This is a genomic window from Streptomyces sp. SM18, from assembly GCF_002910775.2.
In the GTDB taxonomy this organism is placed as follows: Bacteria; Actinomycetota; Actinomycetes; order Streptomycetales; family Streptomycetaceae; genus Streptomyces; species Streptomyces halstedii.
The window spans coordinates 4494937-4521504 of the sequence record NZ_CP029342.1 but is presented as its reverse complement, the minus strand read 5'-3'; the positions used below and the strand labels follow the sequence as shown (position 1 = coordinate 4521504).

21 protein-coding genes are annotated in these 26568 nt (G+C 72.9%); 5 read left to right on the top strand and 16 right to left on the bottom strand.

Annotated elements, in window-relative coordinates:
• Nucleotides 1–59 precede the first annotated feature (59 nt).
• From B9S64_RS20565 to B9S64_RS20555, 3 genes are all read right to left on the bottom strand, one after another.
• Nucleotides 60–1247, bottom strand: coding sequence for a glutathionylspermidine synthase family protein (locus B9S64_RS20565; protein ID WP_103492889.1), 1188 nt, complete (start codon nt 1245–1247; stop codon nt 60–62).
• 4 nt (nt 1248–1251) lie between these two features.
• On the bottom strand, nt 1252–1524 hold the full coding sequence (locus B9S64_RS20560; RefSeq protein ID WP_103492890.1) for a hypothetical protein: 273 nt from the start codon (nt 1522–1524) through the stop codon (nt 1252–1254).
• A gap of 145 nt (nt 1525–1669) precedes the next feature.
• A complete protein-coding gene (locus tag B9S64_RS20555) occupies nt 1670–3070 on the bottom strand; it encodes a PLP-dependent aminotransferase family protein (protein ID WP_103492891.1) in 1401 nt (466 codons plus the stop codon).
• A 47-nt stretch (nt 3071–3117) separates the two neighbouring features.
• Between B9S64_RS20555 and B9S64_RS20550 the strand changes: the two genes are divergently transcribed.
• Entirely contained in the window at nt 3118–3633 is a 516-nt protein-coding gene (locus tag B9S64_RS20550) for a carboxymuconolactone decarboxylase family protein (RefSeq protein WP_103492892.1), read from the top strand.
• Between the two features lie 13 nt (nt 3634–3646).
• Nucleotides 3647–4384 (top strand): isocitrate lyase/phosphoenolpyruvate mutase family protein, encoded by a 738-nt coding sequence (locus B9S64_RS20545; RefSeq protein WP_103492893.1) that lies wholly within the window; start codon nt 3647–3649, stop codon nt 4382–4384.
• 109 nt (nt 4385–4493) lie between these two features.
• Here B9S64_RS20545 and B9S64_RS20540 read toward each other — a convergent pair whose 3' ends face one another.
• The 4 genes from B9S64_RS20540 to B9S64_RS20525 form a co-directional block, all read right to left on the bottom strand.
• Entirely contained in the window at nt 4494–5483 is a 990-nt protein-coding gene (locus tag B9S64_RS20540) for a malate dehydrogenase (protein WP_103492894.1), read from the bottom strand.
• Between the two features lie 174 nt (nt 5484–5657).
• Nucleotides 5658–7013 (bottom strand): DUF2690 domain-containing protein, encoded by a 1356-nt coding sequence (locus B9S64_RS20535; protein ID WP_109492081.1) that lies wholly within the window; start codon nt 7011–7013, stop codon nt 5658–5660.
• 382 nt (nt 7014–7395) lie between these two features.
• On the bottom strand, nt 7396–8154 hold the full coding sequence (locus B9S64_RS20530) for a DUF3017 domain-containing protein (RefSeq protein ID WP_109492231.1): 759 nt from the start codon (nt 8152–8154) through the stop codon (nt 7396–7398).
• Nucleotides 8155–8429: 275 nt separating this feature from the next.
• Nucleotides 8430–9302: a bifunctional methylenetetrahydrofolate dehydrogenase/methenyltetrahydrofolate cyclohydrolase gene (locus tag B9S64_RS20525; protein ID WP_103493943.1), complete on the bottom strand. Its 873-nt coding sequence runs from the start codon at nt 9300–9302 to the stop codon at nt 8430–8432.
• A 237-nt stretch (nt 9303–9539) separates the two neighbouring features.
• On the opposite strand from B9S64_RS20525, the gene B9S64_RS20520 reads away from it, so the two are divergent.
• A complete protein-coding gene (locus B9S64_RS20520; RefSeq protein ID WP_103493944.1) occupies nt 9540–10145 on the top strand; it encodes a hypothetical protein in 606 nt (201 codons plus the stop codon).
• 83 nt (nt 10146–10228) lie between these two features.
• On the opposite strand, the gene B9S64_RS20515 is transcribed toward B9S64_RS20520, so the two are convergent.
• The 3 genes from B9S64_RS20515 to purN all read right to left on the bottom strand — a co-directional run bounded on the left by B9S64_RS20515 (nt 10229) and on the right by purN (nt 14139).
• Nucleotides 10229–11785, bottom strand: coding sequence for a DUF2079 domain-containing protein (locus B9S64_RS20515; protein WP_374936115.1), 1557 nt, complete (start codon nt 11783–11785; stop codon nt 10229–10231).
• A gap of 157 nt (nt 11786–11942) precedes the next feature.
• Nucleotides 11943–13496, bottom strand: a complete 1554-nt coding sequence (gene purH / locus B9S64_RS20510; protein ID WP_103493946.1) for a bifunctional phosphoribosylaminoimidazolecarboxamide formyltransferase/IMP cyclohydrolase — start codon at nt 13494–13496, stop codon at nt 11943–11945.
• Complete coding sequence (gene purN, locus B9S64_RS20505; protein WP_103493947.1) at nt 13483–14139, bottom strand: phosphoribosylglycinamide formyltransferase; 657 nt, start codon at nt 14137–14139, stop codon at nt 13483–13485. The genes purH and purN overlap by 14 nt, the downstream gene beginning before the upstream one ends.
• Before the next feature lie 253 nt (nt 14140–14392).
• Between purN and B9S64_RS20500 the strand changes: the two genes are divergently transcribed.
• A complete protein-coding gene (locus B9S64_RS20500; protein ID WP_103493948.1) occupies nt 14393–15358 on the top strand; it encodes a hypothetical protein in 966 nt (321 codons plus the stop codon).
• Nucleotides 15359–15379: 21 nt separating this feature from the next.
• On the opposite strand, the gene B9S64_RS20495 is transcribed toward B9S64_RS20500, so the two are convergent.
• The gene (locus B9S64_RS20495; RefSeq protein WP_103493949.1) at nt 15380–17218 is read right to left on the bottom strand and encodes a DUF6350 family protein; all 1839 of its coding nucleotides are present in this window, start codon (nt 17216–17218) and stop codon (nt 15380–15382) included.
• A gap of 108 nt (nt 17219–17326) precedes the next feature.
• Between B9S64_RS20495 and B9S64_RS20490 the strand changes: the two genes are divergently transcribed.
• Nucleotides 17327–18751 carry a helix-turn-helix domain-containing protein gene (locus tag B9S64_RS20490; protein ID WP_109492080.1) on the top strand — a complete coding sequence of 475 codons (1425 nt, stop codon included), beginning with the start codon at nt 17327–17329 and terminating at the stop codon, nt 18749–18751.
• 179 nt (nt 18752–18930) lie between these two features.
• Here the strand turns inward: B9S64_RS20490 and sucD are convergent, their stop codons facing one another.
• The 5 genes from sucD to B9S64_RS20465 all read right to left on the bottom strand — a co-directional run bounded on the left by sucD (nt 18931) and on the right by B9S64_RS20465 (nt 26345).
• Entirely contained in the window at nt 18931–19815 is an 885-nt protein-coding gene (gene sucD / locus B9S64_RS20485; protein WP_103493951.1) for a succinate--CoA ligase subunit alpha, read from the bottom strand.
• 21 nt (nt 19816–19836) lie between these two features.
• Nucleotides 19837–21018 (bottom strand): ADP-forming succinate--CoA ligase subunit beta, encoded by a 1182-nt coding sequence (sucC, locus tag B9S64_RS20480; RefSeq protein WP_103493952.1) that lies wholly within the window; start codon nt 21016–21018, stop codon nt 19837–19839.
• A 187-nt stretch (nt 21019–21205) separates the two neighbouring features.
• Nucleotides 21206–22618, bottom strand: coding sequence for a VWA domain-containing protein (locus tag B9S64_RS20475; protein WP_258038091.1), 1413 nt, complete (start codon nt 22616–22618; stop codon nt 21206–21208).
• On the bottom strand, nt 22615–25263 hold the full coding sequence (locus B9S64_RS20470; protein WP_219818823.1) for a DUF5682 family protein: 2649 nt from the start codon (nt 25261–25263) through the stop codon (nt 22615–22617). The genes B9S64_RS20475 and B9S64_RS20470 overlap by 4 nt, the downstream gene beginning before the upstream one ends.
• Complete coding sequence (locus B9S64_RS20465; protein ID WP_103494020.1) at nt 25260–26345, bottom strand: AAA family ATPase; 1086 nt, start codon at nt 26343–26345, stop codon at nt 25260–25262. The genes B9S64_RS20470 and B9S64_RS20465 overlap by 4 nt, the downstream gene beginning before the upstream one ends.
• Between the last annotated feature and the right edge of the window lie 223 nt (nt 26346–26568).

The window sequence follows — 26568 nt, the reverse complement described above, 5'->3', positions numbered from 1 at the left end:
CCGGCTCCGGGCGGCCGGCTCCCGCGACAGGCGGCCGGCTCCCGCGACGGGCGGCCGGATCAGAGGATGACGTGGGGCAGGAAGCGGGCGTATCCGTCCGTGACCGGCCCCGCCGACTCCCTGATGCCGAGCCCGGCGGCCTCGTCCTCGACCACCCAGGCGCCGAGGACCACGCGGTTGCCGTCGAAGTCGGGCAGCGGGGCGAGCCCTTGGTAGCAGCAGGCCTCGTCGCGCCGTACCGCCTCGCTGCCCGGCCCGTGCAGGGTGACCCCCTCGCCCTCACGGCCGAGCAGCGGCTTGGCCACGTATCCGGCGCCCCGGGGCCCGGCCAGCTCGCGGGGTCCGTCGAGGTAGGCGGGGAGCAGGTGGGGGTGGCCGGGGTAGAGCTCCCAGAGGACGGCCAGCAGCGCCTTGTTGGAGAGCAGCATCTTCCAGGCGGGCTCGATCCAGCAGGTGGTCCCGGTACCGCCCCCGTTGTCGAGGGTGTCCAGCACATGCGGCCCGAAGCGGTCGGTGGCCAGCCATTCCCAGGGGTAGAGCTTGAAGCAGCCGCGGATGAAGCGGAGCCGGTCGTCCACGAAACGGCCGCTCAGCCGGTCCCAGCCGATGCTCTCGACGGAGAGCGCCTCCGTCTCCACGCCGGCCTGTTCGGCGGTCTCGCGCAGATAGGCGACGGTCATCAGGTCCTCGCCGCTCTCGTCGCCGTCGGTGTGGACGAAGTGCAGCGGTCCGGGCGGCAGCAGCGCCGCCTGCCGCCCCCAGGCCTCGACGAGGCGTTCGTGCAGGGAGTTCCACTGGTCGGCGCCGGGGAAGCGGTCCTCCATCCAGAACCACTGCGGGACGGCGGCCTCCACCAGCGAGGTGGGGGTGTCGGCGTTGTACTCCAGCATCTTCGCCGGGCCCCGACCGTCGTAACGGAGGTCGAACCGCCCGTACAGGGACGGTAGTTCGGAGCGGCGGTGCCAGGACTCGGCGACCAGGGCGGCCAGTCGGGGATCGGTGATGCCCAGATCGGCGAAACGGTCCCGCTCCACGATGTGCGCGGCGGCGGCCAGGCACATGGTGTGCAGCTCCTCGACGACCTCCTCCAGCGCCTCGACCTCGGGCAGCGTGAAGACGTAGTAGGCGCTCTCGTCCCAGTACGGGCGCAGCGATCCGTCCGGGTACCGGGTCAGCGGGTACACCAGCCCCTGTGCCTCGACGGTCTGCTGCCAGTTGGGGCGCGGCTCGACGGTGCGGCGTTCCACGTGCTCAGCCACCCCCCGTACGGGAGCAGCCGAGACCGCCCCGGTCGACGGCGGACTTGTCGAAACTGCCGCCGGAGTACCTGCCGTTCTTGTCGCTGCCGCCGTAGTAGTACGAGCCGCTGCCGCCGCTGCGGCACTCGTAGCTCGGCAGTTTGTCCCGGCTCACCGGATCGACGCACCGCCGGTCCGGTTCCGAGCCGCACGAGGTGATCGTCAGCGCGAGCATCCCCATGCCGCCGAGCACCACGGTGCTCGACCTCAGTCTGCGTGTGGCCATGGCCGGTTCTCCCCCGTCGTACGTGCCGCGCGCCGGGCGCGGCCGACCTCCTACCGCCTGTCAGATTAGATGCATAGCCCCTCCGTCTGAAGCCGTTGCCCCACGAAACTCCGGGCGGAGCACGGCGGTTCGGGGCGCCCGGCCCCTACGGCAGCACCCGGCACAGGGCGTCGAGCGCGCCCGCCCAGGCGCTCTCGGCGGGCGAGCCGTAGCCGATCACCAGCCCCTCGCGGCCCGGCTCCGCCTCCGGGTGCCGGAAGCGGCTCAGCCCCTCCAGGGCGAGCCCCTGCCAGGCGGCCGCCTGCACCACCGACCGCTCGGTGTCCGCCGGGAGTTCGAGGACGGCGTGCAGTCCCGCCGCGATGCCGCTGACCCGGACGTCCGGGGCCCGCTCGGCGAGGGCGGCCACGAGCGCGTCGCGGCGACGCCGGTAGCGCAGCCGCATGGACCGTACGTGCCGGTCGTACGCCCCCGACGCCATGAACTCCGCGAGCGTCAGCTGGTCCGGCGTGGGCGGCATCCACTCGGCGCCCCCCTTCACCGCCCGGACCTCGTCCACCAGGTCCTGCGGGAGCACCATCCAGGCCAGCCGCAGCCCCGGCGCCAGGGACTTGCTGGCGGTCCCGAGGTAGACGACCCGCTCCGGGTCGAGGCCCTGGAGCGCGCCGACCGACTGCCGGTCGTAGCGGAACTCCCCGTCGTAGTCGTCCTCCAGGACCAGGCCCGCCCGCGACCGCGCCCAGTCGACCGCCGCGGCCCGCCGGTCGGCGTGCAGCGGCACCCCGGTGGGGAACTGGTGCGCGGGCGTCATCAGGACCGCGCCGACCCCGCGCATCCCGGCGAGCAGCTCCGTCCTGGCGCCGAGCGCGTCCACCGGCAGGCCAGGGGTGCGCAGTCCGGCCCCGGTCAGCAGGTCCCGGTGGATGTGCAGCCCGTACGACTCGACGGCCACCTCCCGCACCCCGCGCCGTCTCAGCGCCTGCCCCAGCAACGACAGTCCGTGGACGAACCCGGCGCAGACGACGACGCGTCCGGGGGAGGCGTACACCCCGCGTGCCCGCGCCAGGTACTCCGCCAGCACGGTGCGCAGTTCGACACGGCCCTGGGGGTCGCCGTACCCGAAGGCCTCGTTGGGGGCCGCGGTGAGGGCGCGGCGGGCGGCCTTCAGCCATTGCGCGCGAGGGAAGGCCGAGACGTCGGGTGATCCGGCCATCAGCGTGTGGACCGGGCGCCGCCGCACCGGCGGGGCGGGGGCGGCCGCCGAGGACCCCCGGGCGGCGGGGACGCGCTCGGCGACCCTCGTCCCCGAGCCCTGCCGTGCGGTGAGCCAGCCCTCGGCGACCAGGTCGGCGTAGGCGTCGGCGACGGTGTTGCGGGCCATGCCCAGGTCGGCGGCGAGCGTCCGGGACGAGGGCAGCCGGGTCCCCGGGGTCAGCCGCCCCGACCGCACGGCGTCCCGCAGCGCGGTGGTCAGCCCGCTGCGGAGCCCGGACCCGACCGGTTCGATGTGCAGGTCGGCACCGAAAGCGGCCCAGGAATCCGTCATGGAAATGGACCATACCGGTGCGCCACCGGCCCGATAGCTTCGTCCCCATGACGACCGAAGCACACCCGCACCACGCGCCCTCCGCGTACGCCCCCGAACACCCCGCCCGCCTGTCCTGGGCCACCCTCGCGCCCGAGGTCTACAAGGCCATGATCCGGCTGGACGTCGCGGCCCGTAAGGGACTGGACCCGGCCCTCCTCGAACTGGTCAAGATCCGCGCCTCGCAGATCAACCGCTGCGCCCTCTGCCTGGACATGCACTCCAAGGACGCGCTCGCGGCGGGCGAGTCCGTCGAGCGGATCGTCCAGCTCGGCGCCTGGGAGGAGTCGCGGCACTTCTACACGGAGAAGGAACTGGCGGCGATCGAACTGACCGAGGCCGTCACGGTCCTGACCGACGGCTTCGTCCCGGACGAGGTGTACGCGAAGGCCGCGCGCCACTTCGAGGAGGCCGAGCTCGCCCAGCTGATCGCCGCCATCACGGTGATCAATGCCTGGAACCGCTTCGGGGTGACGACCCGGCAGACCCCTGGTCACTACACTCCCGGGGACATCAAGCACTGACCCGGAGGCCCTGTTGAACGATCCCGTAGCGGTCTTCCGCGCCCTGCACCACGGCCGCCCGGCGGACGATCCGCTGGTGCTGCCCGGCCCCTGGGACGCCGCGAGCGCCCGTGTCTTCGAGGAGGCCGGGTTCCCGGCGCTGGCCACCCCGAGCGCCGGGGTCGCGGCTGCCCTCGGCCACGCGGACGGGCAGACGCCCGCCGCCGAGATGTTCGCGGCCGTCGCCCGGATCACGGCCGCCGTGTCCGTACCCGTGTCGGCGGACATCGAGGCCGGGTACGGCCTGCCCCCGGCCGAGCTGGTGGAACGCCTCCTGGAGGCCGGTGCCGTCGGCTGCAACCTGGAGGACTCGGTCGACGGGACGCTCCTCGACCCCCGGGAGCAGGCGGACCGGCTCGCCGAGGTGTGCGCGGCGGCGGACGGGCGCCTCTTCGTCAACGCCCGCGTGGACACGTACCTCACCGCACTGCCGGAGGGTACGGACGTGGTCGAGGAGACGCTCACCCGGGCCGGTCTCTACGCCGCGGCCGGCGCGGAGTGCGTCTACCCGATCACCGCCCCCGCGGACGACCTGCCCCGGCTGGCGGCCGGCGTGCCCGTCCCGCTCAACGCCAACGGCACCCCCGACGACCCCGCGTGCGCCCGGCGCCTCGGCGAACTGGGCGCGGCCCGGATCACCTTCGGCCCGCTGCTCCAGCTGCGCGCCACGGACGCCGTACGGGACCTCGCGAAGCGGCTGCTCACGGCCTGAGCACACGTGAAGGGGCGCCCCCGGCGGTGTGTGCCGGGGACGCCCCTTCCGTCGTACGGTTCCGGATCCGGCGTGGGGCCGGAGTCCGGTCAGATCAGGCGGAGTCCGGTCAGATCAGGCCGAGCTCGCGGACCGCGTCGCGCTCCTCGGTGAGCTCCTTCACCGACGCGTCGATGCGGGCGCGGGAGAACTCGTTGATGTCCAGGCCCTGGACGATCTCGTACTTCCCGTCCTTCGTGGTGACCGGGAAGGAGGAGATGATGCCCTCGGGAACGCCGTAGGAGCCGTCCGACGGAATGCCCATCGAGGTCCAGTCGCCCGCGGCGGTGCCGTTGACCCAGGTGTGGACGTGGTCGATGGCGGCGTTGGCGGCCGAGGCGGCGGAGGACGCGCCCCGGGCCTCGATGATCGCCGCGCCGCGCTTGGCGACGGTCGGGATGAAGGTGTCGGCCAGCCACGCCTCGTCGGAGACGACCTCGGCGGCGTTCTTCCCGGCGATCTCCGCGTGGAAGATGTCCGGGTACTGGGTCGCCGAGTGGTTGCCCCAGATCGTCAGCTTCTTGATGTCGGAGACGGCGGCACCGGTCTTGGCGGCCAGCTGCGAGATCGCGCGGTTGTGGTCCAGGCGGGTCATCGCGGTGAAGCGCTCCGCCGGTACGTCCGGGGCGGCGGCCTGGGCGATGAGGGCGTTGGTGTTGGCCGGGTTGCCGACGACGAGGACCTTGATGTCGTCCGCGGCGTTGTCGTTGATGGCCTTGCCCTGCGGCTTGAAGATGCCGCCGTTGGCGGAGAGCAGGTCGCCCCGCTCCATGCCCTTCGTGCGCGGCCGTGCCCCGACGAGGAGGGCGACGTTCGCACCGGCGAAGCCGACGTTCGGGTCGTCCGTGATCTCGATGCCGCGCAGCAGCGGGAAGGCGCAGTCGTCGAGCTCCATGGCGGTGCCCTCGGCGGCCTTGAGACCCTGCGGGATCTCCAGGAGTCGCAGGCTGACCGGCACGTCCGGGCCGAGCAGGTGGCCGGAGGCGATGCGGAAGAGCAGCGCGTAGCCGATCTGGCCGGCTGCGCCGGTCACGGTGACATTCACGGGAGTGCGGGTCATGGCGGTCTCCGTTAGACAGCTGGCGGTAGGGGCACTGCCCCCGGTGCTGGACACCCCTGAATCTTGACGTGAAGAGATATCCAGCCGCCAGGCTATCCGACGCGCCCGTTCCCGGCCGCCCGCCCCCCTGTGTCCCCGCACACAGCCGGTCACGCTGCGCAGCGTCCGGCCGGGTCAGCCGGGCGCAGCGCAGCCGGTCCTCCCGGAGGTGATGGTGGCGCAGGCCCGCGCGTCCGCGGCGTCCTCCACCGCCACCATCGGTGTGTAGGCGTCCCGGTCCGCGCCCACCGTGCCGTCCTGCCGTACGGACCCCGCCTCGACGCGCACCGTGTCCCCCGGCTCGGCCTCGGTGAGACGGGCCCACGCCGCCGCGCAGGTCTTGCTGTAGCGCACCTCGACGAGGCGGCCGCCGACCGTCACCCGGGTGGTGGTGCTCGCGAACTGCCCGCCGCAGCCCATGGCTTCGGGGTCCTGGCCGGTGCAGTCCGCACCGACACAGCCGACGCCGTCCGACGTGCGGGGGACGCCGGCGGCGGTGCCGGGTCCGGCGGACGGGGCGGCCTGTGCCGTCGCGTCGCCGTCGCCCGCGCCGAGGCCGGTGAGCAGGACGGCCGCTGCCGCCACCAACAGGGCACCGAGGGCACCGGCGAGGAGCGTCGTCACGGTACGGCGCCGGCCGCCGGGCCCGTCCGGGCCGGCAACGGCGTCCGGGCGGCGCACATCACCCGGACGGTCCCGCTCGTGCGAACGGGCTGTTCGGCGTGGGCGGCTCGTACCGTGCGGGCGGTCCGCCGTGCGCGGGCGGTCGGTGGCGCGGAACGCCTTGTACGGGCGGTCGGTTGTGCGCGGGCGATCGTTTGTGTGCGGGCCGTCCGCCGTGCTCGGGCGGCCCCCGTCGTGCGGGTGGGTCCCCCCGTACCCACGGGCCGGGCGTCCGGGGCGGCGGAGACCGCTCGGAGGGTCGCCCTCACTCCCGCCCCGGTGCGGCGGGAGCGGCTCCCACACAGGCTCCCGCCAGGGGTCCATGTCACGGGCACCGGCGGCATCGGGGCCGGGGCCGGGCTCGGGTGCGACGGCGGGCTCCGGGGCGGCCGTGGCGGCGCGCACGGTGCCACGGTCGGCGCGCCCGCCCCGCGCCGCCGTCGTGGCGGTGGCGGCTGTGGTCGCCGGGGTGGCGGTGGCCGTCGCACCGGTCTCGGCCAGCGCCGCACGCGCCTGGGAGATCCTGATGGCCTCCATCGTCATGTCGTGCCGCATCTCCGCACGGCTCCAGGCGCGTTCGGCCAGCTCCCACAGCGTCGTCAGATGAGCCAGGTGCGTACCGGTCACCTCGGCGAGCGCGACGACGGCCCCCTTGGGCGGGAGCAGCCTGCCGTTCAGATACCGCTCCCACGACGTCTTGCTGTACCCCGTACGGTCGGCGACCGCGGCCAGGCCGAGCCCGCTGCGGTCGATCAGTCTGCGCACATGCCCCGCGAACTCCTTCACCTGTGGATCGAGTTCCTGCGGAAGCGCCTTCCAACGCGGCATCGTTCCCCCCAGTCGGTTCCCCCCGGACTATTCAGGAGGATGCGGGGGAAGGTGGCCCAGTTTCGGGAGAAGGGGGGCGCACAGGTGCATTCGGTGTTGTCCGGTCATCCGTCGCGCGCCCTGGCTGAGAGTGTATGGACGCCGGGTGGTGACAGGTCGTTGCGCGGCGATCACACGATGGCGGAATGGTCACTTCCGTGCCACAGGCACCAGGCATCCCTTGAAGCGACACCGCATGTCCATGACGATGGAGGCAGGACGGGGCAAGGCCGCTCAAGTCACCGTATTCCGGGGCTTCTTGCTCAGGGTGCGCCCCGTCGGGTGTCCGTCCCTCTTCGGGGGAGGGGACGGACACCACTCTCGTGCGGGGCCGGGAGGCGCGCTAGCGGATCGTGAAGTGGACGACGTTCTGGAGGAACGGGACGTCCAGCCACGGCTTGGGCTGCGCGGTCAGCGCGAGCAGCACGATCAGGGCCCCCATCACCCCGTAGGTGACGAGGTCGGTGAACCGGGACCGCACGGCGAGCATGCCGACGGACGGCACGACCCAGCGCAGTACGCCGCCCGCGAGAAGGGCGGCCCCGATCAGCATCGCGCCGATCCTGAAGGCCTCGGCGAAGGGTTCGACGGCGACGATCAGCAGCCCGGCACCGGCCACGCAGAGCACCGTCAGCAGGGGCCATTGCCGCGCGGGCGCGGACGCGTCACCCGCCGCCGCCCGGCCGCCGCCCTCCGGACGGGCGGTGTCGCGGGTGAGGGAGAAACGCCGCGAAGGAGCCGGCGCCGAAGCACCGTCCTCGGCGGCCGCCGCGTCGGGCCCTGCCTCGGCGGCCGCGTCGGGCTCGGTCTCGGTCTCGGTCTCGGCGGCTGCGTCGGGCTTGGCTGCCGCGTCGGGCCCCGCTCCCGCGTCGCGCTCGGCTGCCGCGTCGGCACCGCCTGCCGCGTCCGGCCCGGCTGCCGCCGCGTCGGTCCCGGCATCGGCGGGCGTCTCGGTCTCGGGCTCGGCTGTCTTGCCGGGCTCGGCTGCCTTGCCGGACCCGGCCGCCCCCTGGGCAGCAGCCTCGGGCTCCGCGCCCGTCGCCGTATCGGCCCCGGTCTCAGCGTCGGGCCCGGCCGCACCCGCCGCGTGCGGCCCCGGCACGGCATCGGCGGCCGCGTCGGAACCGGTCGCCTCGTCGGCCCCTCCGCCCGTGGGCGCGGCCGACGCCGCGGACTCCCCCGGCTCACCCCGCTCCCCGGTCACCGCAGACTCAGCCGTCACCGCAGACGGAGCCGTCACGGCAGCATCGGCCGGCACCGTCGTCACGGCCGCTCCGGCCGACTCGCCCGGCTCGGCCGCGTGCGAGCCCTCCGACCGCGTCCCGTCAGCCGGACTCGGACTCGTACCAGCACCCATGGCGTTCCTTCCGGGCCGGATCAGCCGGCGGAGACAGCGGACCCGGCGGCGCGCTCGGCCGCCTCGACCACGTTGACCAGCAGTTGGGCGCGAGTCATGGGACCGACACCGCCCGGGTTCGGGGCGACCCAGGCGGCCACCTCGCGGACGCCGGGGTGTACGTCCCCGACGATCTTGCCGTTCTCGTCGCGGCTGACGCCGACGTCCAGGACGGCCGCGCCCGGCTTGACGTCCTCGGGCTTGATCAGGTGCGGGACACCGGCGGCCGCGACGATGATGTCCGCCTCCCGCAGGTGTGCCGAGAGGTCGCGGGTGCCCGTGTGGCACTGGGTGACCGTGGCGTTCTCCGACCTGCGGGTCAGCAGCAGCGGCAGCGGGCGGCCGATGGTGACGCCCCGCCCGACGACCACCACATGGGCACCGTTGATCTCCACACCGTGCCGGCGGAGCAGGGTGACGACACCCTGCGGGGTGCAGGGCAGCGGGGCGGCCTCGTTCAGCACGAGCCGGCCCAGGTTCATCGGGTGCAGCCCGTCCGCGTCCTTCGCCGGGTCCATCAGCTCCAGGATCCGGTTGGTGTCGATCCCCTTGGGCAGGGGCAACTGCACGATGTAGCCCGTGCATCCGGGGTCGGCGTTGAGCTCCCGTACGACGTCCTCGATCTCCTCCTGGGTGGCCGTGCCGGGGAGTTCGCGCTGGATGGACCCCATGCCGACCTCGGCGCAGTCACGGTGCTTGCCGTTGACGTACCACCGGCTGCCCGGATCGTCGCCGACCAGCAGGGTTCCCAGGCCAGGAGTGACGCCCTGCGCCTTGAGGGCCGCCACACGGACGGCCAGATCGGACTTGATCGCTGCTGCGGTGGCCTTGCCATCGAGAATCTGGGCAGTCATGGCACCCATCTTCGCGGATGAACCGTCCCGCATACCAATTGCGGGTGGCCGGAATGGACAGGAGGTTGCACTTGCACAACGCATCCGGCATTCGACTGGACAGAACGGCGATGTCACGACGACGATAAGTCGCGCAGTACCGCGGACGGTGTCGGGGGGACCAACCGTGCACCTTGCGCAGCATTCCTCCACCCGGATCGCGTCGTCCCCACAGATCGGCAACGGAGGAACCTCGCCATGAGCTTCGGCGAACCGAACAACCCCTATGGCAAGCAGCAAGGCGGGCAGCCGGAAGGCCAGCCGGGCTACGGCTATCCCCAGCAGGCCCCGCAGGGTGTCCCGCAGCAGGGTTACGGCTACCCGCAGGCACCCCCGGTCCCGGGCGGCTACGGCGGCTACCCGGGCGTCCCCGGGGAGATGCCCGGCAGCGTGAAGGCCGCGCGCGTCATGCTCTACGTCCTGGGCGGCTTCCAGGTCATCGGCGCGATCATCATGGTCGCCGCGGGCGCCTGGCTGAGCGACCAGCTCTCCGACACGGAGACCTACGGCTCCTCCAGCAGCCAGGACATGGCGAACATCGGCATGGGCGTGTTCGTGGTCATCGGGATCCTGACGCTCGGCATCGCGCTCTGGGCGATCCTGACCGCCGCCAAGTTCTCCACCGGCGGCAACGGCATCCGCATCTCGGCGATCATCTACGGCTCGCTCGTGACGCTCTTCAGCGTCATCAGCCTGCTGACGGCGAACGTCTTCGCCCTCATCAGCGTCGCGCTCGGCATCATGGTCATCGTCTTCTGCGCCCGGCAGGACGGCGCCCAGTGGTTCCAGCGTCCGCGTTACTGACGCACGGCGTCATCCCGTCCGCACTCCGGTGCGGGGTTCCGCGCGAAGGCCGTCACACCCGTACCCCGGCGGGTGTACGGCCTTCAGCCGTTTCCGGGCGCCGGTGTGGTCCGTTCCATGACCACGAACGGGTCGGCCCGGTGGGTGATCCGGTACTCCGCCTCGGGGTGGAGCTGCTCGGCGTACCGCACCGGGTCGTCGATCGGCTGTGACCAGAAGTCCAGGTTGATCGCCACGACGTCGGGCGCGGTGCCCGGAGCCCCGCCCATCCAGTAGACGGTACGGTCCGAGGTCAGATGCGACATGAGCGTGATGTCGGTCTCCACCCGGGCACCCACCGGAATCGCCTCCAGGGTCCGCCGGGCCGCCTCGGCCTTCGCGTCGGCGGCGTACGTCTCGGGGCGCAGCAAATCGCGCAACGGGAGGTGCTGGGTGAGCGTCACGGCGATCGCGGTGGCGACGGGGACGGCCACGTTCGCGTACGAGACGAGCCAGGGGCGCTTCGAGGCGCGGCTGCGGCGGACACCGTCGACCATGGCCAGGAAGACCACCGGCATGAGGATCGCGCTGTAGTGCCAGACCATGCCCCAGTGGTTGGAGTCCTGGGAGAGCAGGCGCCAGCCGAGCGTGGGCAGGACCAGCAGGATCAGCGGTGACCGCAGGGCCAGGAAGGCCGTGATGCCGACCAGGAAGACGAGCATCTCCAGCTTCACGGAGGAGTTGAGGACGCCGAGGACGGAGTCGAGCAGGGACACCTCCCGCTCGCCGTTCTTCTCGATCTTCGTCCAGTAGTCGTAGGTGCCCGCGCTGCTGGCCGCCGGTATGAGGACGAGGACGGTCAGTGCGAACGCGAACATCCCGAACGCCGCCAGCAGCATCCCCTGGAGCCGGCGGCCGAGCAGGGCCAGGACCGCCCCGACGACCGCGACGGTGACCCCGAGGTCCTCCTTGACCAGGACCAGGGGCAGCGCCCACAGGACGGCGGCCCACCACCGCTCCAGCAGCAGCGCCCGGCAGACCAGGGCGATCAGCGGGACGGCGAGGGCTATCTCGTGGAACTCCGACTTGACCGCCTCCTGGAGTCCCCAGGACAGCCCGTACGCGACCGTGACGCACAGCCCCGCGCGGCCGCCCAGGATCTGCTGGGCGGTACGCCCGACGACGACGGCGGAGGCGGCGAACAGGGCGGCCTGTGCGAAGAGCAGGGCGAGGGCCGACGGCCAGATCCAGTAGAGGGGGACCAACAGCGCCACCACGGGGCTGAAGTGGTCGCCGAGTATGAGGTAGCCGGGGCCCTTGATGTCCACGACGGGGGCGTGGAAGCCGGCGTACGCCCGTACCTCCTGCTCGAAGATCCCCAGGTCCCAGGAGGGCGAGTGGAAGTGGCTGTACCGCAGGTAGGCGTAGAGGAAGTACAGCGCGCACAGCACGGCGGCCGTGATCAGGTACGGGCATACGGGCGCGGGGTGGAGGGTGCGGGCGGCGGTCCCGGGGGGCGGGCCGGACTCGCCGTTCCCGTCGTCGTTTCCGTGCCCTTTCCCTTTTCCGTTCCCGCTCCTGTCGCCGTTCCTGTTCCCGTCCCCTGGCGTGTCGGTCCCGCTCTGGTTCAGGTCAAGCACGATGCCCCCGCTGGCCGAAATCCCTCGCTGGTGGTTGCCGGTCGCGCGCGTGCCGCAGGGGCAGCCCCGACAAGGCCATTCATTAGAACAGAGGGGCGAGCCGTGTCCGTACCGCGGGAGAACCCGGTACGGACACGGGCCGCACCCCGGGAGGTGCGGCCCGCGCGGGGGACGACGGTCAGTGGAAGAAGTGGCGCGTGCCCGTGAAGTACATGGTCACGCCCGCCTTCTCCGCGGCCTCGACGACCAGCTCGTCACGGACCGAACCGCCCGGCTGGACCACGGCCTTGACACCGGCGGCGGTGAGGATCTCCAGCCCGTCCGGGAAGGGGAAGAAGGCGTCGGAGGCGGCGTAGGAGCCGCGTGCGCGCTCCTCGCCGGCCCGCTCGACGGCGAGCTTCGCGGAGTCGACGCGGTTGACCTGGCCCATGCCGACGCCGACCGAGGCGCCGTCCTTGGCGAGCAGGATGGCGTTGGACTTGACGGCCCGGCAGGCCTTCCACGCGAAGGCGAGCTCCTTCAGCTCGTCGGCGGACAGCGCCTGGCCGGTGGCGAGGGTCCAGTGGGCCGGGTCGTCGCCCTCGGCCTGGAGCCGGTCGGTGACCTGGAGCAGCGCGCCGCCGTCGATCGGCTTGGTCTCGACGGTGGAGGCCGGGGCGTCGGGGCAGCGCAGGACCCGGATGTTCTTCTTGCGGGCGAGCACCTCGACGGCGCCGTCCTCGTACGCGGGGGCGACGACGACCTCGGTGAAGATCTCCGCGACCTGCTCGGCCAGCGCGACGGTGACCGGGCGGTTGACCGCGATGACCCCGCCGAACGCGGAGAGCGGGTCGCAGGCGTGCGCCTTGCGGTGGGCCTCGGCGATGTCGTCGGCGACGGCGATGCCGCACGGGTTGGCGTGCTTGATGATCGCGACGCACGGCTCGGCGTGGTCGTAGGCGGCGCGGCGGGCGGCGTCGGTGTCCGTGTAGTTGTTGTAGGACATCTCCTTGCCGTGCAGCTGCTCGGCCTCCGCGAGGCCGCCCTCGCCCGAGGAGTAGAGGGCGGCGGGCTGGTGCGGGTTCTCGCCGTAGCGCAGGACGTTCTTGCGCGCGTACGTCGCACCGGTGAAGTCGGGGAAGCCGGAGTCGTCGGCGGCGGCGTATCCGTCCGCGAACCAGGAGGCGACGGCCACGTCGTACGCGGCGGTGTGCTGGAACGCCTCGGCGGCAAGCCGCTTACGGGCGGTCAGGTCGAAGCCGCCCGCCCCGACCGCGGCCAGGACGTCGGCGTAACGCTCCGGGCTGGTCACGACGGCCACGGACGGGTGATTCTTGGCGGCGGCGCGGACCATCGAGGGGCCGCCGATGTCGATCTGCTCCACGCACTCGTCGTCGGACGCGCCGGAGGCGACGGTCTCCTTGAACGGGTACAGGTTGACGACCACCAGGTCGAACGGCTCCACGCCCAGCTCGGCGAGCTGCTCGCGGTGGGCGTCCAGCCGCAGGTCGGCGAGGATGCCGGCGTGCACCCGGGGGTGCAGCGTCTTCACACGGCCGTCGAGGCACTCGGGGAAGCCGGTGAGCTCCTCGACCTTGGTGACCGGGACTCCGGCGGCGGCGATCTTCCCGGCGGTGGAGCCGGTGGAGACCAGCTCGACACCCGCCTCGTGCAGACCGCGGGCGAGGTCTTCGAGCCCCGTCTTGTCGTAGACACTGACCAGGGCGCGGCGGATGGGCTTATTCACCGACATGACCGAGATGAACCTTTCGTCCCTCAATGCGATAGCCGTCGCGGGCGAGCCGCCCCACGGCCTCGACGAGCAGCGTGCGCTCGACTTCCTTGATGCGTTCATGGAGGGCGGACTCGCCCTCAGGGGTGTCCTCTTCGGTCACCTCGACCACGCCCTGCGCGATGATCGGACCGGTGTCGACACCGTCGTCGACGAAGTGGACGGTGCACCCGGTGACCTTCACGCCGTACGCGAGCGCGTCGCGCACCCCGTGGGCACCGGGAAAGCTGGGCAGCAGGGCGGGATGGGTGTTGACGACGCGTCCGCCGAACTCGGCGAGGAAGCCCTTGCCCACGATCTTCATGAACCCCGCGGAGACCACCAGGTCCGGGCGGTGCTCCGCCACGGCCTCGGTGAGCGCGGCGTCCCATTCCTCGCGGTTCGGGTAGATGCCGAGCTTGCACACGAAGGTGGGGATCCCGGCCCGCTCGGCACGCTCGACGCCGAGCGTGCCGTGCCGGTCCGCACCGACCGCGACGATCCGGGCGCCGTAGCCCTGGGGGTCGGCGTCGATGGCGTCGAGCAGGGCTTGCAGGTTCGTACCCGAGCCGGAGACGAGGACGACCAGGCGGGCCGGGGTGGCGGAAGGGGACGGGGAGGCCACGACGGGGCCCTTTCTCGCGGGTCAGGCAGATGCGGATGTGCCGGGGTGGATGGGCGCGGGCCGGCGTTTGTATGGTCGTACGAAAGAATCTCGCCCCGGAATACGGGGAACCCTACGAACGGTCCGACCGTCAGCAACGATACCGGCACACCCGGCGGCCCCCACGGGACGGGGGCGTGACCGGGAGGTAGCGTCTGGGGACAGGGAACCGTCCTCCGGGCGGACATGACGAGATGGGGAAGACGTTCACCACATGCCGGACCGCCTCCGCACCGCCTATGGCCACCCGCTGCCCGAGCGGGCATCCACGCTGATGCGGGAACGCCAGTCCTCTTCGCCGGACCCGTCGACGCCGCCGGGTCCCTCTTCGGCCTCGGGTTCCTCGGGGTCGGGTTCTTCGGGTTCTTCAGGCTCCTCGGGTTCTTCCGGTTCCTCGCGGCCGGGTTCCCCGGATTCCTCGGCGTCGGGTTCCGGCTCCGCCTCGGGGCCGGGCGACGACAATCCGTTCGCGGCACCGCCGGAGAACCGGCCCGACCAGCCCTGGCAGCCGCGCCGCCCCTCTCCCGGAGCGGGTGACGGGGACCACGACCACGGTGGTGGCGAGGGCGAACGACCGTCCGGCGACCGCCCGGTCTGGGGCAGTCAGTGGAGCGACCGGCAGCCGGGCCGGGAGGACGGCGGCTTCGGTGACCGGCCGGGCGGCCCCGGTGGCCCGCGCGGAAAGGGCGGCCCCGAAGGCAACCCCGGCGGGATGCGCTGGGACCCGACCGACCCCGCTCAGCGGCGTGCCCGCTACGCGGTCCTCGGCGGCATGTGGGCGTTCTTCTTCGCCCTCTTCGACTTCCCCGAGATCGCCCTGCTGCTCGGTGCGCTCGCCGTGTACTGGGCCGTCAGCGCCCTGCGCGCGGGTCCGCGCAAGGCCAAGCCGGCAGACACCACCACCTCTGACACCCCCTCTGACACCCCCCCGGACGCCGCCGCCCCGTCGACCCGGCCGGGCACCCCGCAGAACAGCGGCCGGCAGCTGACCACGGCCGCCGTGAGCGGTCTGGTGACGGCCCTGCTGGCGCTGTCGATCGTCGCCACGACCTACACGGTCCAGCTGGTCTACCGCGACTACTACACCTGCGTGAACGACGCCCTCACCAAGTCCGGTGCCGTGGCGTGCAACGACAAGCTGCCCGACCCGCTGCGGCCGTTCTTCGGCATCAAGGAGTAACCGCTCCGGCGTCCTCCACCGTCACGGCGCGTCCTCCTGGCCGGTTTCCGCGTGCCCCTGGGCATCCGGAAGCCGGCCGGTCCCTGTTGCGCCGCCCTCGCTGCGGCCGCCGTCCTCGGCGTGGCTCGCGCCTGTGCCTGTGTCGGTGTCTGTGCCTGGGTCGGTGCCTGCGTCTGTGTCGGTGTCCGCACCCGGGTCTGCGCCTGCGCTCTCCGTCTCGTTGCCGCTCGTGTCGCCGGCCTTCTCCGTGTCCTGGTGCGCGTCCCGAGGGCGGTCCTGGGAGGCGGCGTCCCGAGAGGGTTCCTGCGGTACGGCGCCCAGGTCGGTCCGTGAGTCGGTCCGTGAGTCGGTCTGTCCGGCCGGGAAGTCCGCCATCAGCCCGCCGGAACCCTTCCTGAGCGACGCCCAACGGGCCTTGCGCGCCCCCTCCCCGTGCCACGACCCGGGCGAGAGGAAGTCGTACCGCTCCGCGAGCGGGCCCGAGGCCTTCGGCTTGGCGCCCGTCGCCTCGTCCGGGGCGGACTCCGGCCGCTCGCCCCCGGTGGAGCTGACGTCCCGTCGCCAGCTCCACCCCTGTTCCCGCAGCCGCCAGGCCCGTGTCAGCAGCGCCGCCGGCACACCGATCACCGCCGTCCAGACCAGTGCGGCCGGGCCCACGAGCCACCACACCGGACCGAACTCCGCCAGCGCCCCCGTCCCCAGCGCACCGCCCGACGCCGCCGCCAGCAGCGCCGTACCCGCACCGCACCCGGCGGCGGCCAGTCCCGCCACGGCCGCCGTACCCCCGGCGCCCCACGCCCCCTCCCGGCTTCCGCTCACCGGGACGGCGGCGCGGGCGGTGAACCGGGCCAGGACCAGACCCGCGGCGAGCGGTACCGCGACGGACGCCCAGTTCGCCGCAGTCCCCGGCCCCTGCGCGGGCACGGCGGCCAGGAGCGGGAAGTCGGGCAGCGCCGGGTGTCCGCCGAAGGTGAGCGGCGTGGCCGTGGACGCCGTACCGAGCGCGAAGCCCGGCCCCAGGCCGTAGGAGGCCGCCCACATCGCGGCGTTCGGGACGAAGGCCAGGGCCAGCAGCAGGACGCAGATCCGGCCCGCCCAGTGACCTGCCAGGGTCAGGAACGACTCCTGCACCTCCCCCGCGTGCCACACCAACGCCACGGCCACCAGCAGGGCCCCGCCGCCGAGCAGCATCGCCACACCGGCCGCCGCCGCGCGCAGTGCCGCCTCCAGCCCGGCGCGGAACCGGGCCCGAGCCACCGCTTCCTGCACCCTCAACGGAGCCCAGGCCAGCACCGGCCCCCACGGGCGACCCCGCGAGGCCCACACCCCCGCCGCGACCACGAGCACCACGACGACGGCCGCCGGGAAGCCGAGGGAGGCCCGCTCGGCGGGCAGCCCGCTGTTCCGTGCGTACGCCGCGACACCCAGCACCACCAGCAGGTATCCGGCACTCACGGCACAGCAGACACCCACCGCGGAACGTCTGCCGCCGGGGTCCTCGTCGCCGCCGGACTCGGTGGAGTCGCGGCCGGCCCGGTACGCCAGCCACAGCGGCAGGACCGTGAGCAGCAGCGGCACGGTCGCCACGGGGGCCGGGTGTCCGCTCAAGGTCTCGGTCCTGACCAGCTCCGCACCGTGCGCCAGGAGCCACAGACCGGTGGCGACGTGGAGGGCCCCGCCCGGCCCGCTGTCGGGAGAGGAAGAGCTGATCCACAGCACCATGACCAGGACCGTGATCGCGCCCAGTCCCAGCCCCGCGGCGCACGTCCCCCGTACGAAGGCGGAGGCCAGGACGGCGGATCGGCTCCGCCCGGCCGACAACATCGGGCTGCGTTCGGTCACTTGGGTCACCCGGGCCATGCTGCCAACGACACGCGCCTTTTTCGCGTAACGGACGAATGGTCGCTGTGTCGCTCAATATATGTTTATGTACTTTTTCACCCATTGCAGTGTAGGTGGAGGACGACCATGACGCGCAAGCCCACCGGCCCGGCTCCCTCGCCCCCTCTGCCCTCGCCCAAAGAACGCAAAAGGCTGCGTGAGGCACGGCACCTGACCGAGGAACAGGTCGCGACGGCCGTCGGAGTCACCCCGGCCACCGTCCGCGCCTGGGAGACCGGCCGGACCAGCCCCCGAGGCCGCCGCCGGGCGGCCTACGCCAAGGTGATCGGCTCGGCCGGACCACCGACACCGCCTCAGGCCACGGCAACGAAGGCGGAGGTGGAGGTGGAGACCGGAGCGGGAACGGGGACGGGGGCAGGGACAGGGACGGGTTCGGAGAAGAGAGTGGAGGCGACGGCGGGGGCGGACACGGCGGGCAGCGGCCCGAAGTCCCCGAAGACGCCGGTGAACCAGAAGGCATCGGTGAAGGCAGACGCAAGCGCGCCGAACCCCGCCCCCATTCCCGTGCCGGTGCCGGTGCCGGGCACGGTGCCGGTGCCGGGCACGGTGCCGGTGCCGGGCACGGTGCCGGTGCCGGGCACGGTGCCGGTGCCGGGCACGGTGCCGGTCCGCGAAAGCGTTCCCGACACGGTTCCCGCTCCCGCCCCCGAAACCCCCTCCGCTCCGGCGGGCCTCACCGCCGCAGAGGCGTTCGACGCCCTCTACACCCACACCGCACCCGGTCTCGTCCGTCAGGCCTACGTGCTGACCGGGCGCCGGAACCTCGCCAGGGAGTCCGTCGAGCGCGCCTTCCAACTCGCCTGGCACCGCTGGCCCGAGGTGGCCAGGGACCGCGACCCGGCGGGATGGGTGCGGGCGGCGGCGTACGAGTACGCGATGTCGCCCTGGAACCGGGTGCGCCGGGCCCACCGCCGCCCGGACGCCCTGCCCGAGGAGCCAGGGCGCCGCGCGCTCCTCCACGCCCTGCTGGAGATGCCGGCCTCCTACCGCCGCACCCTGCTGCTCCACGACGGTGTGGGGCTGGGCCTCGCGGAGACGGCGGCCGAGACCGAGGCGAGCACCCCGGCCGCGGCGGGACGGCTGATGAACGCGCGGGCCACCGTCGCCGAGCGGCTGCCGGAACTGGCCCGGTGCTCCTCCCCGGCCGGACAGTCGGTGGTCCTTCGCGAGCGGCTGGGGGCGCTCGCCCTCGCCGAACGGGTGCCCGCGCCGTCCTCGGCCCCGGTCGTGCGTACCGGCGGCGAGCGCCGTGCCCAGCGGTGGACCCGGGCGACGGTGTGCTTCGGCGTACTGCTCGCCGGGGCCACGGCCTTCACGCTGAACACCGCCCCCACCCACTACGAGCAGCCGATCGCACCGGCGGCCCGGGTGGCGGGCGTGCCACCGCTGGCCGGACCGGAGAAGCTCACGGCCCAGGACCTCAAGCTCCAGAAGGCGCTGCGCGGCGAACTCGCCCATGGCCCGGAACGCCTGGTGCCCCGGATCCCCTGACACCGCCCGACGGGCCCGGCCCCGGAACCACACGGGCGGGGCCCGGTCCCGGAACCACACGGGCAGGGCCCGGTCCCGGAACCACACGGACACCGGAAACGGCGTGGGCCCGCGCCCCTGCGAGAGGGGTGCGGGCCCACGCCGTTTCCGCGCGGTGCGGCGGATGCCGCGGCGGGAGGTCAGCCGGCGAGGATCTCGCGGGCCAGCTTGGCGGTCTCGGTCGGCGTCTTGCCGACCTTCACACCGGCGGCCTCAAGGGCCTCCTTCTTGGCCGCGGCCGTACCGGAGGAGCCGGAGACGATGGCGCCGGCGTGGCCCATGGTCTTGCCCTCGGGAGCGGTGAAGCCCGCGACGTAACCGACGACCGGCTTCGTGACGTTCTTCGCGATGTAGTCGGCCGCGCGCTCCTCGGCGTCGCCGCCGATCTCGCCGATCATCACGATGAGGTCGGTCTCGGGGTCGGCCTCGAACGCCGCGAGGGCGTCGATGTGGGTCGTACCGATGACCGGGTCGCCACCGATGCCGACGGCCGACGAGAAGCCGATGTCACGCAGCTCGTACATCATCTGGTAGGTCAGCGTGCCCGACTTGGACACCAGACCGATGCGGCCGGGCTTGGTGATGTCGCCCGGGATGATGCCGGCGTTGGACTGGCCGGGGGTGATCAGGCCGGGGCAGTTCGGGCCGATGATCCGGGTCTTGTTGCCCTTCGAGCCGGCGTACGCCCAGAAGGCGGCCGAGTCATGGACGGCGATGCCCTCGGTGATCACGACGGCCAGCGGGATCTCGGCGTCGATCGCCTCGACGACGGCGGCCTTCGCGAAGGCCGGCGGTACGAAGAGGACGGACACGTCGGCGCCCGTCTTCTCCATCGCTTCCTTGACGGAACCGAATACGGGTACCTCGGTGCCGTCGAAGTCGACGGACGTACCGGCCTTACGCGGGTTCACGCCACCGACGATGTTCGTGCCGTCGGCCAGCATGAGCTTGGTGTGCTTCATGCCCGTGGCGCCGGTCATCCCCTGGACGATGACCTTGCTGTCCTTGGTGAGGAAGATAGCCATGGTGTTGGAGTCCCTCGTCCTTTACTTCGCAGCCGCGGCGAGCTCGGCGGCCTTGTCGGCCGCGCCGTCCATGGTGTCCACGCGCTGCACGAGCGGGTGGTTGGCGTCGGAGAGGATCTTGCGACCCAGCTCCGCGTTGTTGCCGTCGAGGCGCACGACCAGCGGCTTGGTGACGTCCTCGCCCTTGGACTTGAGCAGCTCCAGGGCCTGGACGATGCCGTTGGCGACCTCGTCGCAGGCGGTGATGCCACCGAAGACGTTGACGAAGACGGACTTGACGTCCGGGTCGCCGAGGATGATCTCCAGGCCGTTCGCCATGACCTCGGCGGAGGCGCCGCCACCGATGTCGAGGAAGTTGGCGGGCTTCACGTCACCGTGCTTCTCACCGGCGTACGCGACGACGTCCAGCGTCGACATGACCAGACCGGCACCGTTACCGATGATGCCGACCTCGCCCTCGAGCTTGACGTAGTTGAGGTTCTTGGCCTTGGCGGCGGCTTCGAGCGGGTTGGCCGCGGCCTTGTCCTCAAGCGCCTCGTGGCCAGGCTGGCGGAAGGCGGCGTTCTCGTCGAGCGAGACCTTGCCGTCCAGCGCCAGGACGTCACCGGAGGCGACCTTGGCGAGCGGGTTGACCTCGACGAGGAGGGCGTCCTCGGCGACGAAGGTCTCCCACAGCGTCACCATGACCTCGGCGACCTTCTCGGCCACCTCGGCCGGGAACTTCGCCTGGGCGACGATCTCGCGGGCCTTCTCGATCGTCACACCGGTGTTGGAGTCGACCGGGACCTTCGCGAGGGCCTCGGGGGTCTTCTCCGCGACCTCCTCGATGTCCATGCCGCCCTGCACCGAGGCCATGGCCAGGAAGGTGCGGTTGGTGCGGTCGAGGAGGTAGGAGACGTAGTACTCCTCCAGGATCTCCGGCGCGGTCTCGGCGATCATCACCTTGTGGACCGTGTGGCCCTTGATGTCCATGCCGAGGATGTCGGTCGCGCGGGCGACCGCCTCGTCGGGGGTGGAGGCCAGCTTGACGCCGCCGGCCTTGCCGCGGCCTCCGACCTTCACCTGCGCCTTGACGACGGACTTGCCGCCCAGCCGCTCGGTCGCCTCGCGGGCTGCCTCAGGCGTGTCGATGACTTCACCGGCCAGCACCGGTACACCGTGCTTGGCGAAGAGGTCCCTCGCCTGGTACTCGAACAGGTCCACGCGCGTCCGTCCCTATTTAGTGGTCTCGCGGTTCGTTTTCTGCGTGGGCGTGCCGCGAGGGCAACGTGACTGCGGTCACAAGGGAGGCGCACTCGGTGTTTCCGGCACGCGGCATGTCCACCCGGCAGGTTATCCCCGCGCTCGGCAGGACCCTAAATCGCAGATCACACCTGAGCGGTGATAACGGTCACAGACCGCCCTGGTGACCGGGGTACGGAGGACGGAACGGCACGTCGGCGCCGGGGTCCGGTACGGGAAGCGGCCGCCTCTCCAGTGCGGCGGCCATGACCTCGGGGAACAGGTCGGGCGTGCAGGCGAAGGCAGGGGCACCGAGTGCGCCCAGCGCCGCCGCGTGTGCCCGGTCGTACGCCGGTGTCCCCTCGTCCGAAAGGGAGAGCAAGGTCACGAACCGGACGCCGGAGGCCGTCATCGCCGCCGCTCGTTCGAGCATCTCGTCGCGGATGCCGCCTTCGTAGAGATCGCTGATCAGTACGACGACGGTGTCGGCGGGCCGGGTGATCCTCGACTGGCAGTAGGCGAGCGCGCGGTTGATGTCCGTACCGCCGCCGAGCTGTGTGCCGAACAGCACGTCGACCGGGTCGTCCAACTGGTCGGTGAGGTCGGCCACGGCGGTGTCGAACACGACCAGCCGCGTCGAGAGGGTGCGCATGGAGGCGAGCACCGCGCCGAAGACCGCGGCGTGCACGACGGACGCGGCCATGGACCCGGACTGGTCGATGCAGAGGATGACCTCCTTCTTCACCGACCGGGCGGCACGGCCGTGTCCGACGAGCCGTTCGGGGACGACCGTGCGGTGCTCGGGCAGGTAGTTCTTGAGGTTGGCCCGGATGGTGCGGTCCCAGTCGATGTCCCCGGGGCGCGGCCGGGCCGTGACGGCCGAGCGGTCCAGGGCGCCGGTCAGCGTGGCCTTGGTGCGGGGCGCCAGTCGCCTCTCCAGGTCCTCGACGACCTTGCGGACGACGGCCCGTGCCGTCTCCCTGGTGGTCTCGGGCATCGCCTTGTTCAGGGAGAGCAGCGTGCCGACGAGGTGGACGTCCGGCTGCACCGCCTCCAGCATCTCCGGCTCCAGCAGCAGTGCGGACAGCCCCAGGCGGTCGATCGCGTCACGCTGCATGACCTGGACGACGGGGCCGGGGAAGTACGTACGGATGTCGCCGAGCCAGCGGGCGACGGCCGGGGCGGACGCCCCGAGCCCGGCGGAACGCTCGGTCCCGCTACGGCCGCCGGTCTTCTTCCCGCCGCCGTACAACGCGGACAGCGCGCCGTCTCTCGCCGCGTCCTGGCCGGTGAGCGCGCGTCCGGTGCTCTCGGCGCCGTCCGGTCCGAGCACCAGGCGCCAGCGCCGCAACCGCTCGTGGTGCGCGTCGTGCGCGTCGTCGGCACGATGCCCCCGGTCGGCTCCCGCCGCGTTGCCCGTATCACCCGCCCCGCCGTGCCCGCGGTGCTCGCCATGACCCCGGTGCCCGCCGCTTCCCGCGGGTCCGCCGTGTCCGGCGACACCGTCCGCGCCCTCCGCGCCGCCGGCTCCCGCCGCCATCTGCCGCTCCTTCGTGCCGGTGGTCTCCCGGGACGTGGTCATCGCGTCGCCGTCCTCCCCGCTTCGGTACCCGCCGCGATCCGTTCCGTCCCGGCTGTCTGTTCGGTGCTCGCGCTCTCCGCTGCCACGCTCCCCGTCGGCATGCTCTCCGTTGGCACGCTCTTGGTTGCCGTGGTCTCCGTTGCCGTGGTCTCGCCTCCGGTGCCCGCCTCTCCGGTGTCGAGGCCGAGCAGCAACCGCAGTACCGGAACCACCGCGTCGGCCCTCTCCCCGTCGAGCCCGCGTCCGAAGCCGCCGGCCTCGGCGTCGCCCGCTCGGTGGACACCGCCCGGCGCCGGGCCACGGCGGACCAGTTCGCCCAGGGTGCGGCGCACCCCTGGTTCGTACGTGGAGAAGGTGCGCCGGAGCAGGGGCAGCACGGCGGTGAACGACGCGGGCGGTATAGAGGTCAGCCAGCCGTCGACCAGGCCCAGCAGGCGTTCGTCGTGGACGAGTAGCGTTCCGCCTCCTGCCGCCCCGCCGACGAAGCCGTCGATCCAGGCCGCCGCGTCGGTGGGTGGCGCGCCGGGTGAGAGGGCGAGGCCCAACAGCCGTGCCGCCTCCTCCTCGGAAAGGTGCCCGTCGTCGAGGAGCAGCCGGGTGGCCCGTCCCCGGAGGACACCCGCGACCGTGTCCCGGACCACGAGCTTGCGCAGGACACCCGCCCAGCGCTCCCTCAGCCCGCCGCCCGGCGAACCGGCTCCGGCCCCTGCGCCCGTTTCGCTCCCGGCTTCGGATCCGCCTCCTGTCCCGGTTTTCCCCTCTGCGCCCGTCCCTCCGCCGGACCCCGCACCCCCCGCTCCCGCTCCCGCACCCGCACCCGCACCCGCACCCGCCAGCAGGGTGACGGCGATGTGTATCCCGTCCACCCGACCACGCTGTTCCTCGGCTGCGGCCGGGTCGAGGCCCGTACAGGCGGACGGCAGACCCACGCAGACCCGTTCGGCGAGGCCGACGGCCACTGTCGAGAGTGCGGCCGTGTCCGTGGCGCGTACGTCTCCGTAACGCAGGGCACGGGCCAGCGCCGGCAGCGCGTCCGCGAGGTGGCCGACGTCCGCGTCGAGGGCGGCTCGGGCCGCGAGGGCGTCCATGACGGCGGCCAGCGCGTCGGGCAGCCCGGCCAGCAGGCAGTGCTCGGCGAGAGCGGTCACCTCGGCGAGCGTCGTCGCCGACACCGCGTCGGACTCCGCGCGGGCGGTCGCGGCGGAGAGCACGGTGGTGCCCCACACCCCGGCCTCCGCGACCCGGACGAACAGCTCGGGCCGCCAGTGCAGCTGCCAGCTCTCCCGGAAGGTCCCGGTGCCGCCCCGGCCCGCCGACGGTTCGCCCCAGCCGACGCCGAGGAGCCTCAGCCGGTGCAGGAGCCGGCTGCGGGCCGCGTCGGTATCCTTGCGCAGGTCGAGCTCCAGCCCGCGTCGCTCCGGCTCCGGTCTGAGCCTGAGCGTGCGCTGCTGTCCGGCGAGGTCCCGCTGCAACGGCACAGCGGGGGCGTCGTCCGGGACCGCCCCGAGTGCCTCACCGACGACGAGCCGGTCGTGGACGAGGGCGAGCGGGACGTCGGACCCCTCGCACATGACCGCACGGGCCGCGTCGGTGGCCTCGGTGAGACCGGCGGCCGGGCGACCCCGCACCGCGGCCAGGGCACCGGCGAGACGCACCGCTTCGATGACGTGGGCGGAGGAGACGAGGCGGTCCTCCTCGCGGAGCAGCCCGGCGACCCTGGTCATCCAGCGTTCGAGGGGCCTGTCCGGGGCGTCGAAGAGGTGCCCGTACCAGCCGGGCGACTCGATCCCCGCGCCGTACCCGCTGTGCCGGGCGAGCCTCCGGTGGGTCCAGGGCACCCAGGTCGTCTCGGTCCGGACCTTGGGGATGCCCTTGAGGAGCGCCTTGTCGGCGGCGACGGTCGTCCGCGCGGCCAGTGCGGGGACGTGCCACGCGCCGCAGACGACGGCGACGCCGTCCCCGAACTCCTTCCGGGCGGCCCGCAACCGCAGCCGCATGCAGGCCTCCCGGACCGCGTCCCGGGGGTGCCCGCCGTCGCCGTACGCCTCACGCAGCGCGCCCATCGCCTCGGCGAGCGCGGCGAACGGTGCCCGTGGGTCGGACAGGGCCCCGTCCGCCGCACGGTGCTCGACCACGTCCTCCCACCAGCGCTCCGGATCGTCGTATCCGGCGGTCGAGGCCAGGACGCCGATCGGGTCGAACGACCGGGCGTCCTCCTGCCGGGGCTCGGGCTGCTCCGGCACCGCCAGGGCATGCGCGGCGGGCAGGTCCATGAACCGCACCGGGACCTGATGCGCCGACGCCCAGCGGATCGCCACCCATTCCGGCGAGAAGGCCGCCATCGGCCAGAACGCGGCCCTCCCCGGGTCGTCCACGGCATAGGCGAGCAGGGCGACGGGCGGACGCATCCGCTCGTCGGCGGCGAGCGACAGCAGGGCGTCACCCTCCGGCGGCCCCTCGACGAGCACGGCTCGCGGCCGGACGTGCTCCAGGGCGGCGAGAACCGCTCGGGCGGAGCCCGGTCCGTGGTGGCGCACCCCGAGCAGCAGCGGCCCGCCGCTCGTCGCGGGATCCGCACCGCCCGCACCGGCCGTACCGCCACGAGAGGCACGGCCGGGCGCACGCGCGGGCGCACGGGCCGTCATGCGGACACCTCACGGCAGGCGCGGTAGAAGTCCTGCCAGCCGTCCCGCTCACGAACCACGGTCTCCAGGTACTCCTGCCACACCACCCGGTCCGTGGCGGAGTCCCGGACGACGGCGCCCAGGATGCCGGCCACGACGTCGCCGGGCCGCAGGACGCCGTCACCGAAATGGGCGGCGAGCGCGAGGCCGCCCGTGACGACGGAGATCGCCTCGGCCGTGGACAGCGTCCCCGAGGGAGACTTGAGCTTGGCACGACCGTCCGTGGTGGCGCCGTCGCGCAGTTCACGGAAGACCGTGACGACCCGCCGGATCTCCGCCGTCCCGTCCGGCGTCGGGGGCAGATCGAGTGAGCGGCCGATCTGCTCCACGCGGCGGGACACGATGTCCACCTCCGCTTCGGGGGTGGCGGGCAGCGGCAGCACCACCGTGTTGAAGCGTCGGCGCAGCGCGCTGGAGAGCTCGTTGACCCCGCGGTCACGGTCGTTGGCGGTGGCGATGAGGTTGAACCCGCGCACGGCCTGGACCTCCTGCCCGAGCTCCGGCACGGGCAGCGTCTTCTCCGACAGGACGGTGATCAGCGCGTCCTGCACATCGGCCGGTATGCGGGTGAGCTCCTCCACCCGGGCGGTCGTGCCCTCGGCCATGGCCCGCATGACGGGGCTCGGCACGAGCGCGGCCCGGCTGGGGCCGTGCGCGAGCAGCTGCGCGTAGTCCCACCCGTAACGGACGGCCTCCTCCGGGGTGCCGGCCGTACCCTGCACGAGCAGGGTCGAGTCCCCGCTGACCGCCGCGGCGAGATGCTCGGACACCCAGGTCTTGGCGGTGCCCGGCACGCCGAGGAGCAGCAGCGCCCGGTCGGTGGCGAGCGTGCTGACGGCGACTTCGACGAGGCGGCGGGGCCCCACGTACTTGGGAGTGATCGCCGTGCCGTCCGGCAGGGTGCCGCCGAGCAGGTACGTGGCCACGCCCCACGGCGAGAGCCGCCAACGGGCCGGCCGGGGACGGTCGTCCGCGGCGGCGAGGGCCCTGAGCTCGTCCGCGAAGGCGTGCTCGGCGTGCGGCCTCAGCACTCCGTCCGGCATGGCGGCACCGGCCCCCGCGGGAGTGGTCGCGACGGGCGTCGAGGCGGTGGTCGAGGCGGTGGTGGTCGAAGCGGTGTGTACGGACTCGGACACGGTCATGGATCCCCCTCCAGATCGTTCGACCCGATGTGTCCTCCACCGTGCACCATGGCACTGACAATCGACCGCCGGGCGACGGAAGCGCAGGTCAAAGGCCGTTGTCAGTGGTGCCTTCTACCGTCTT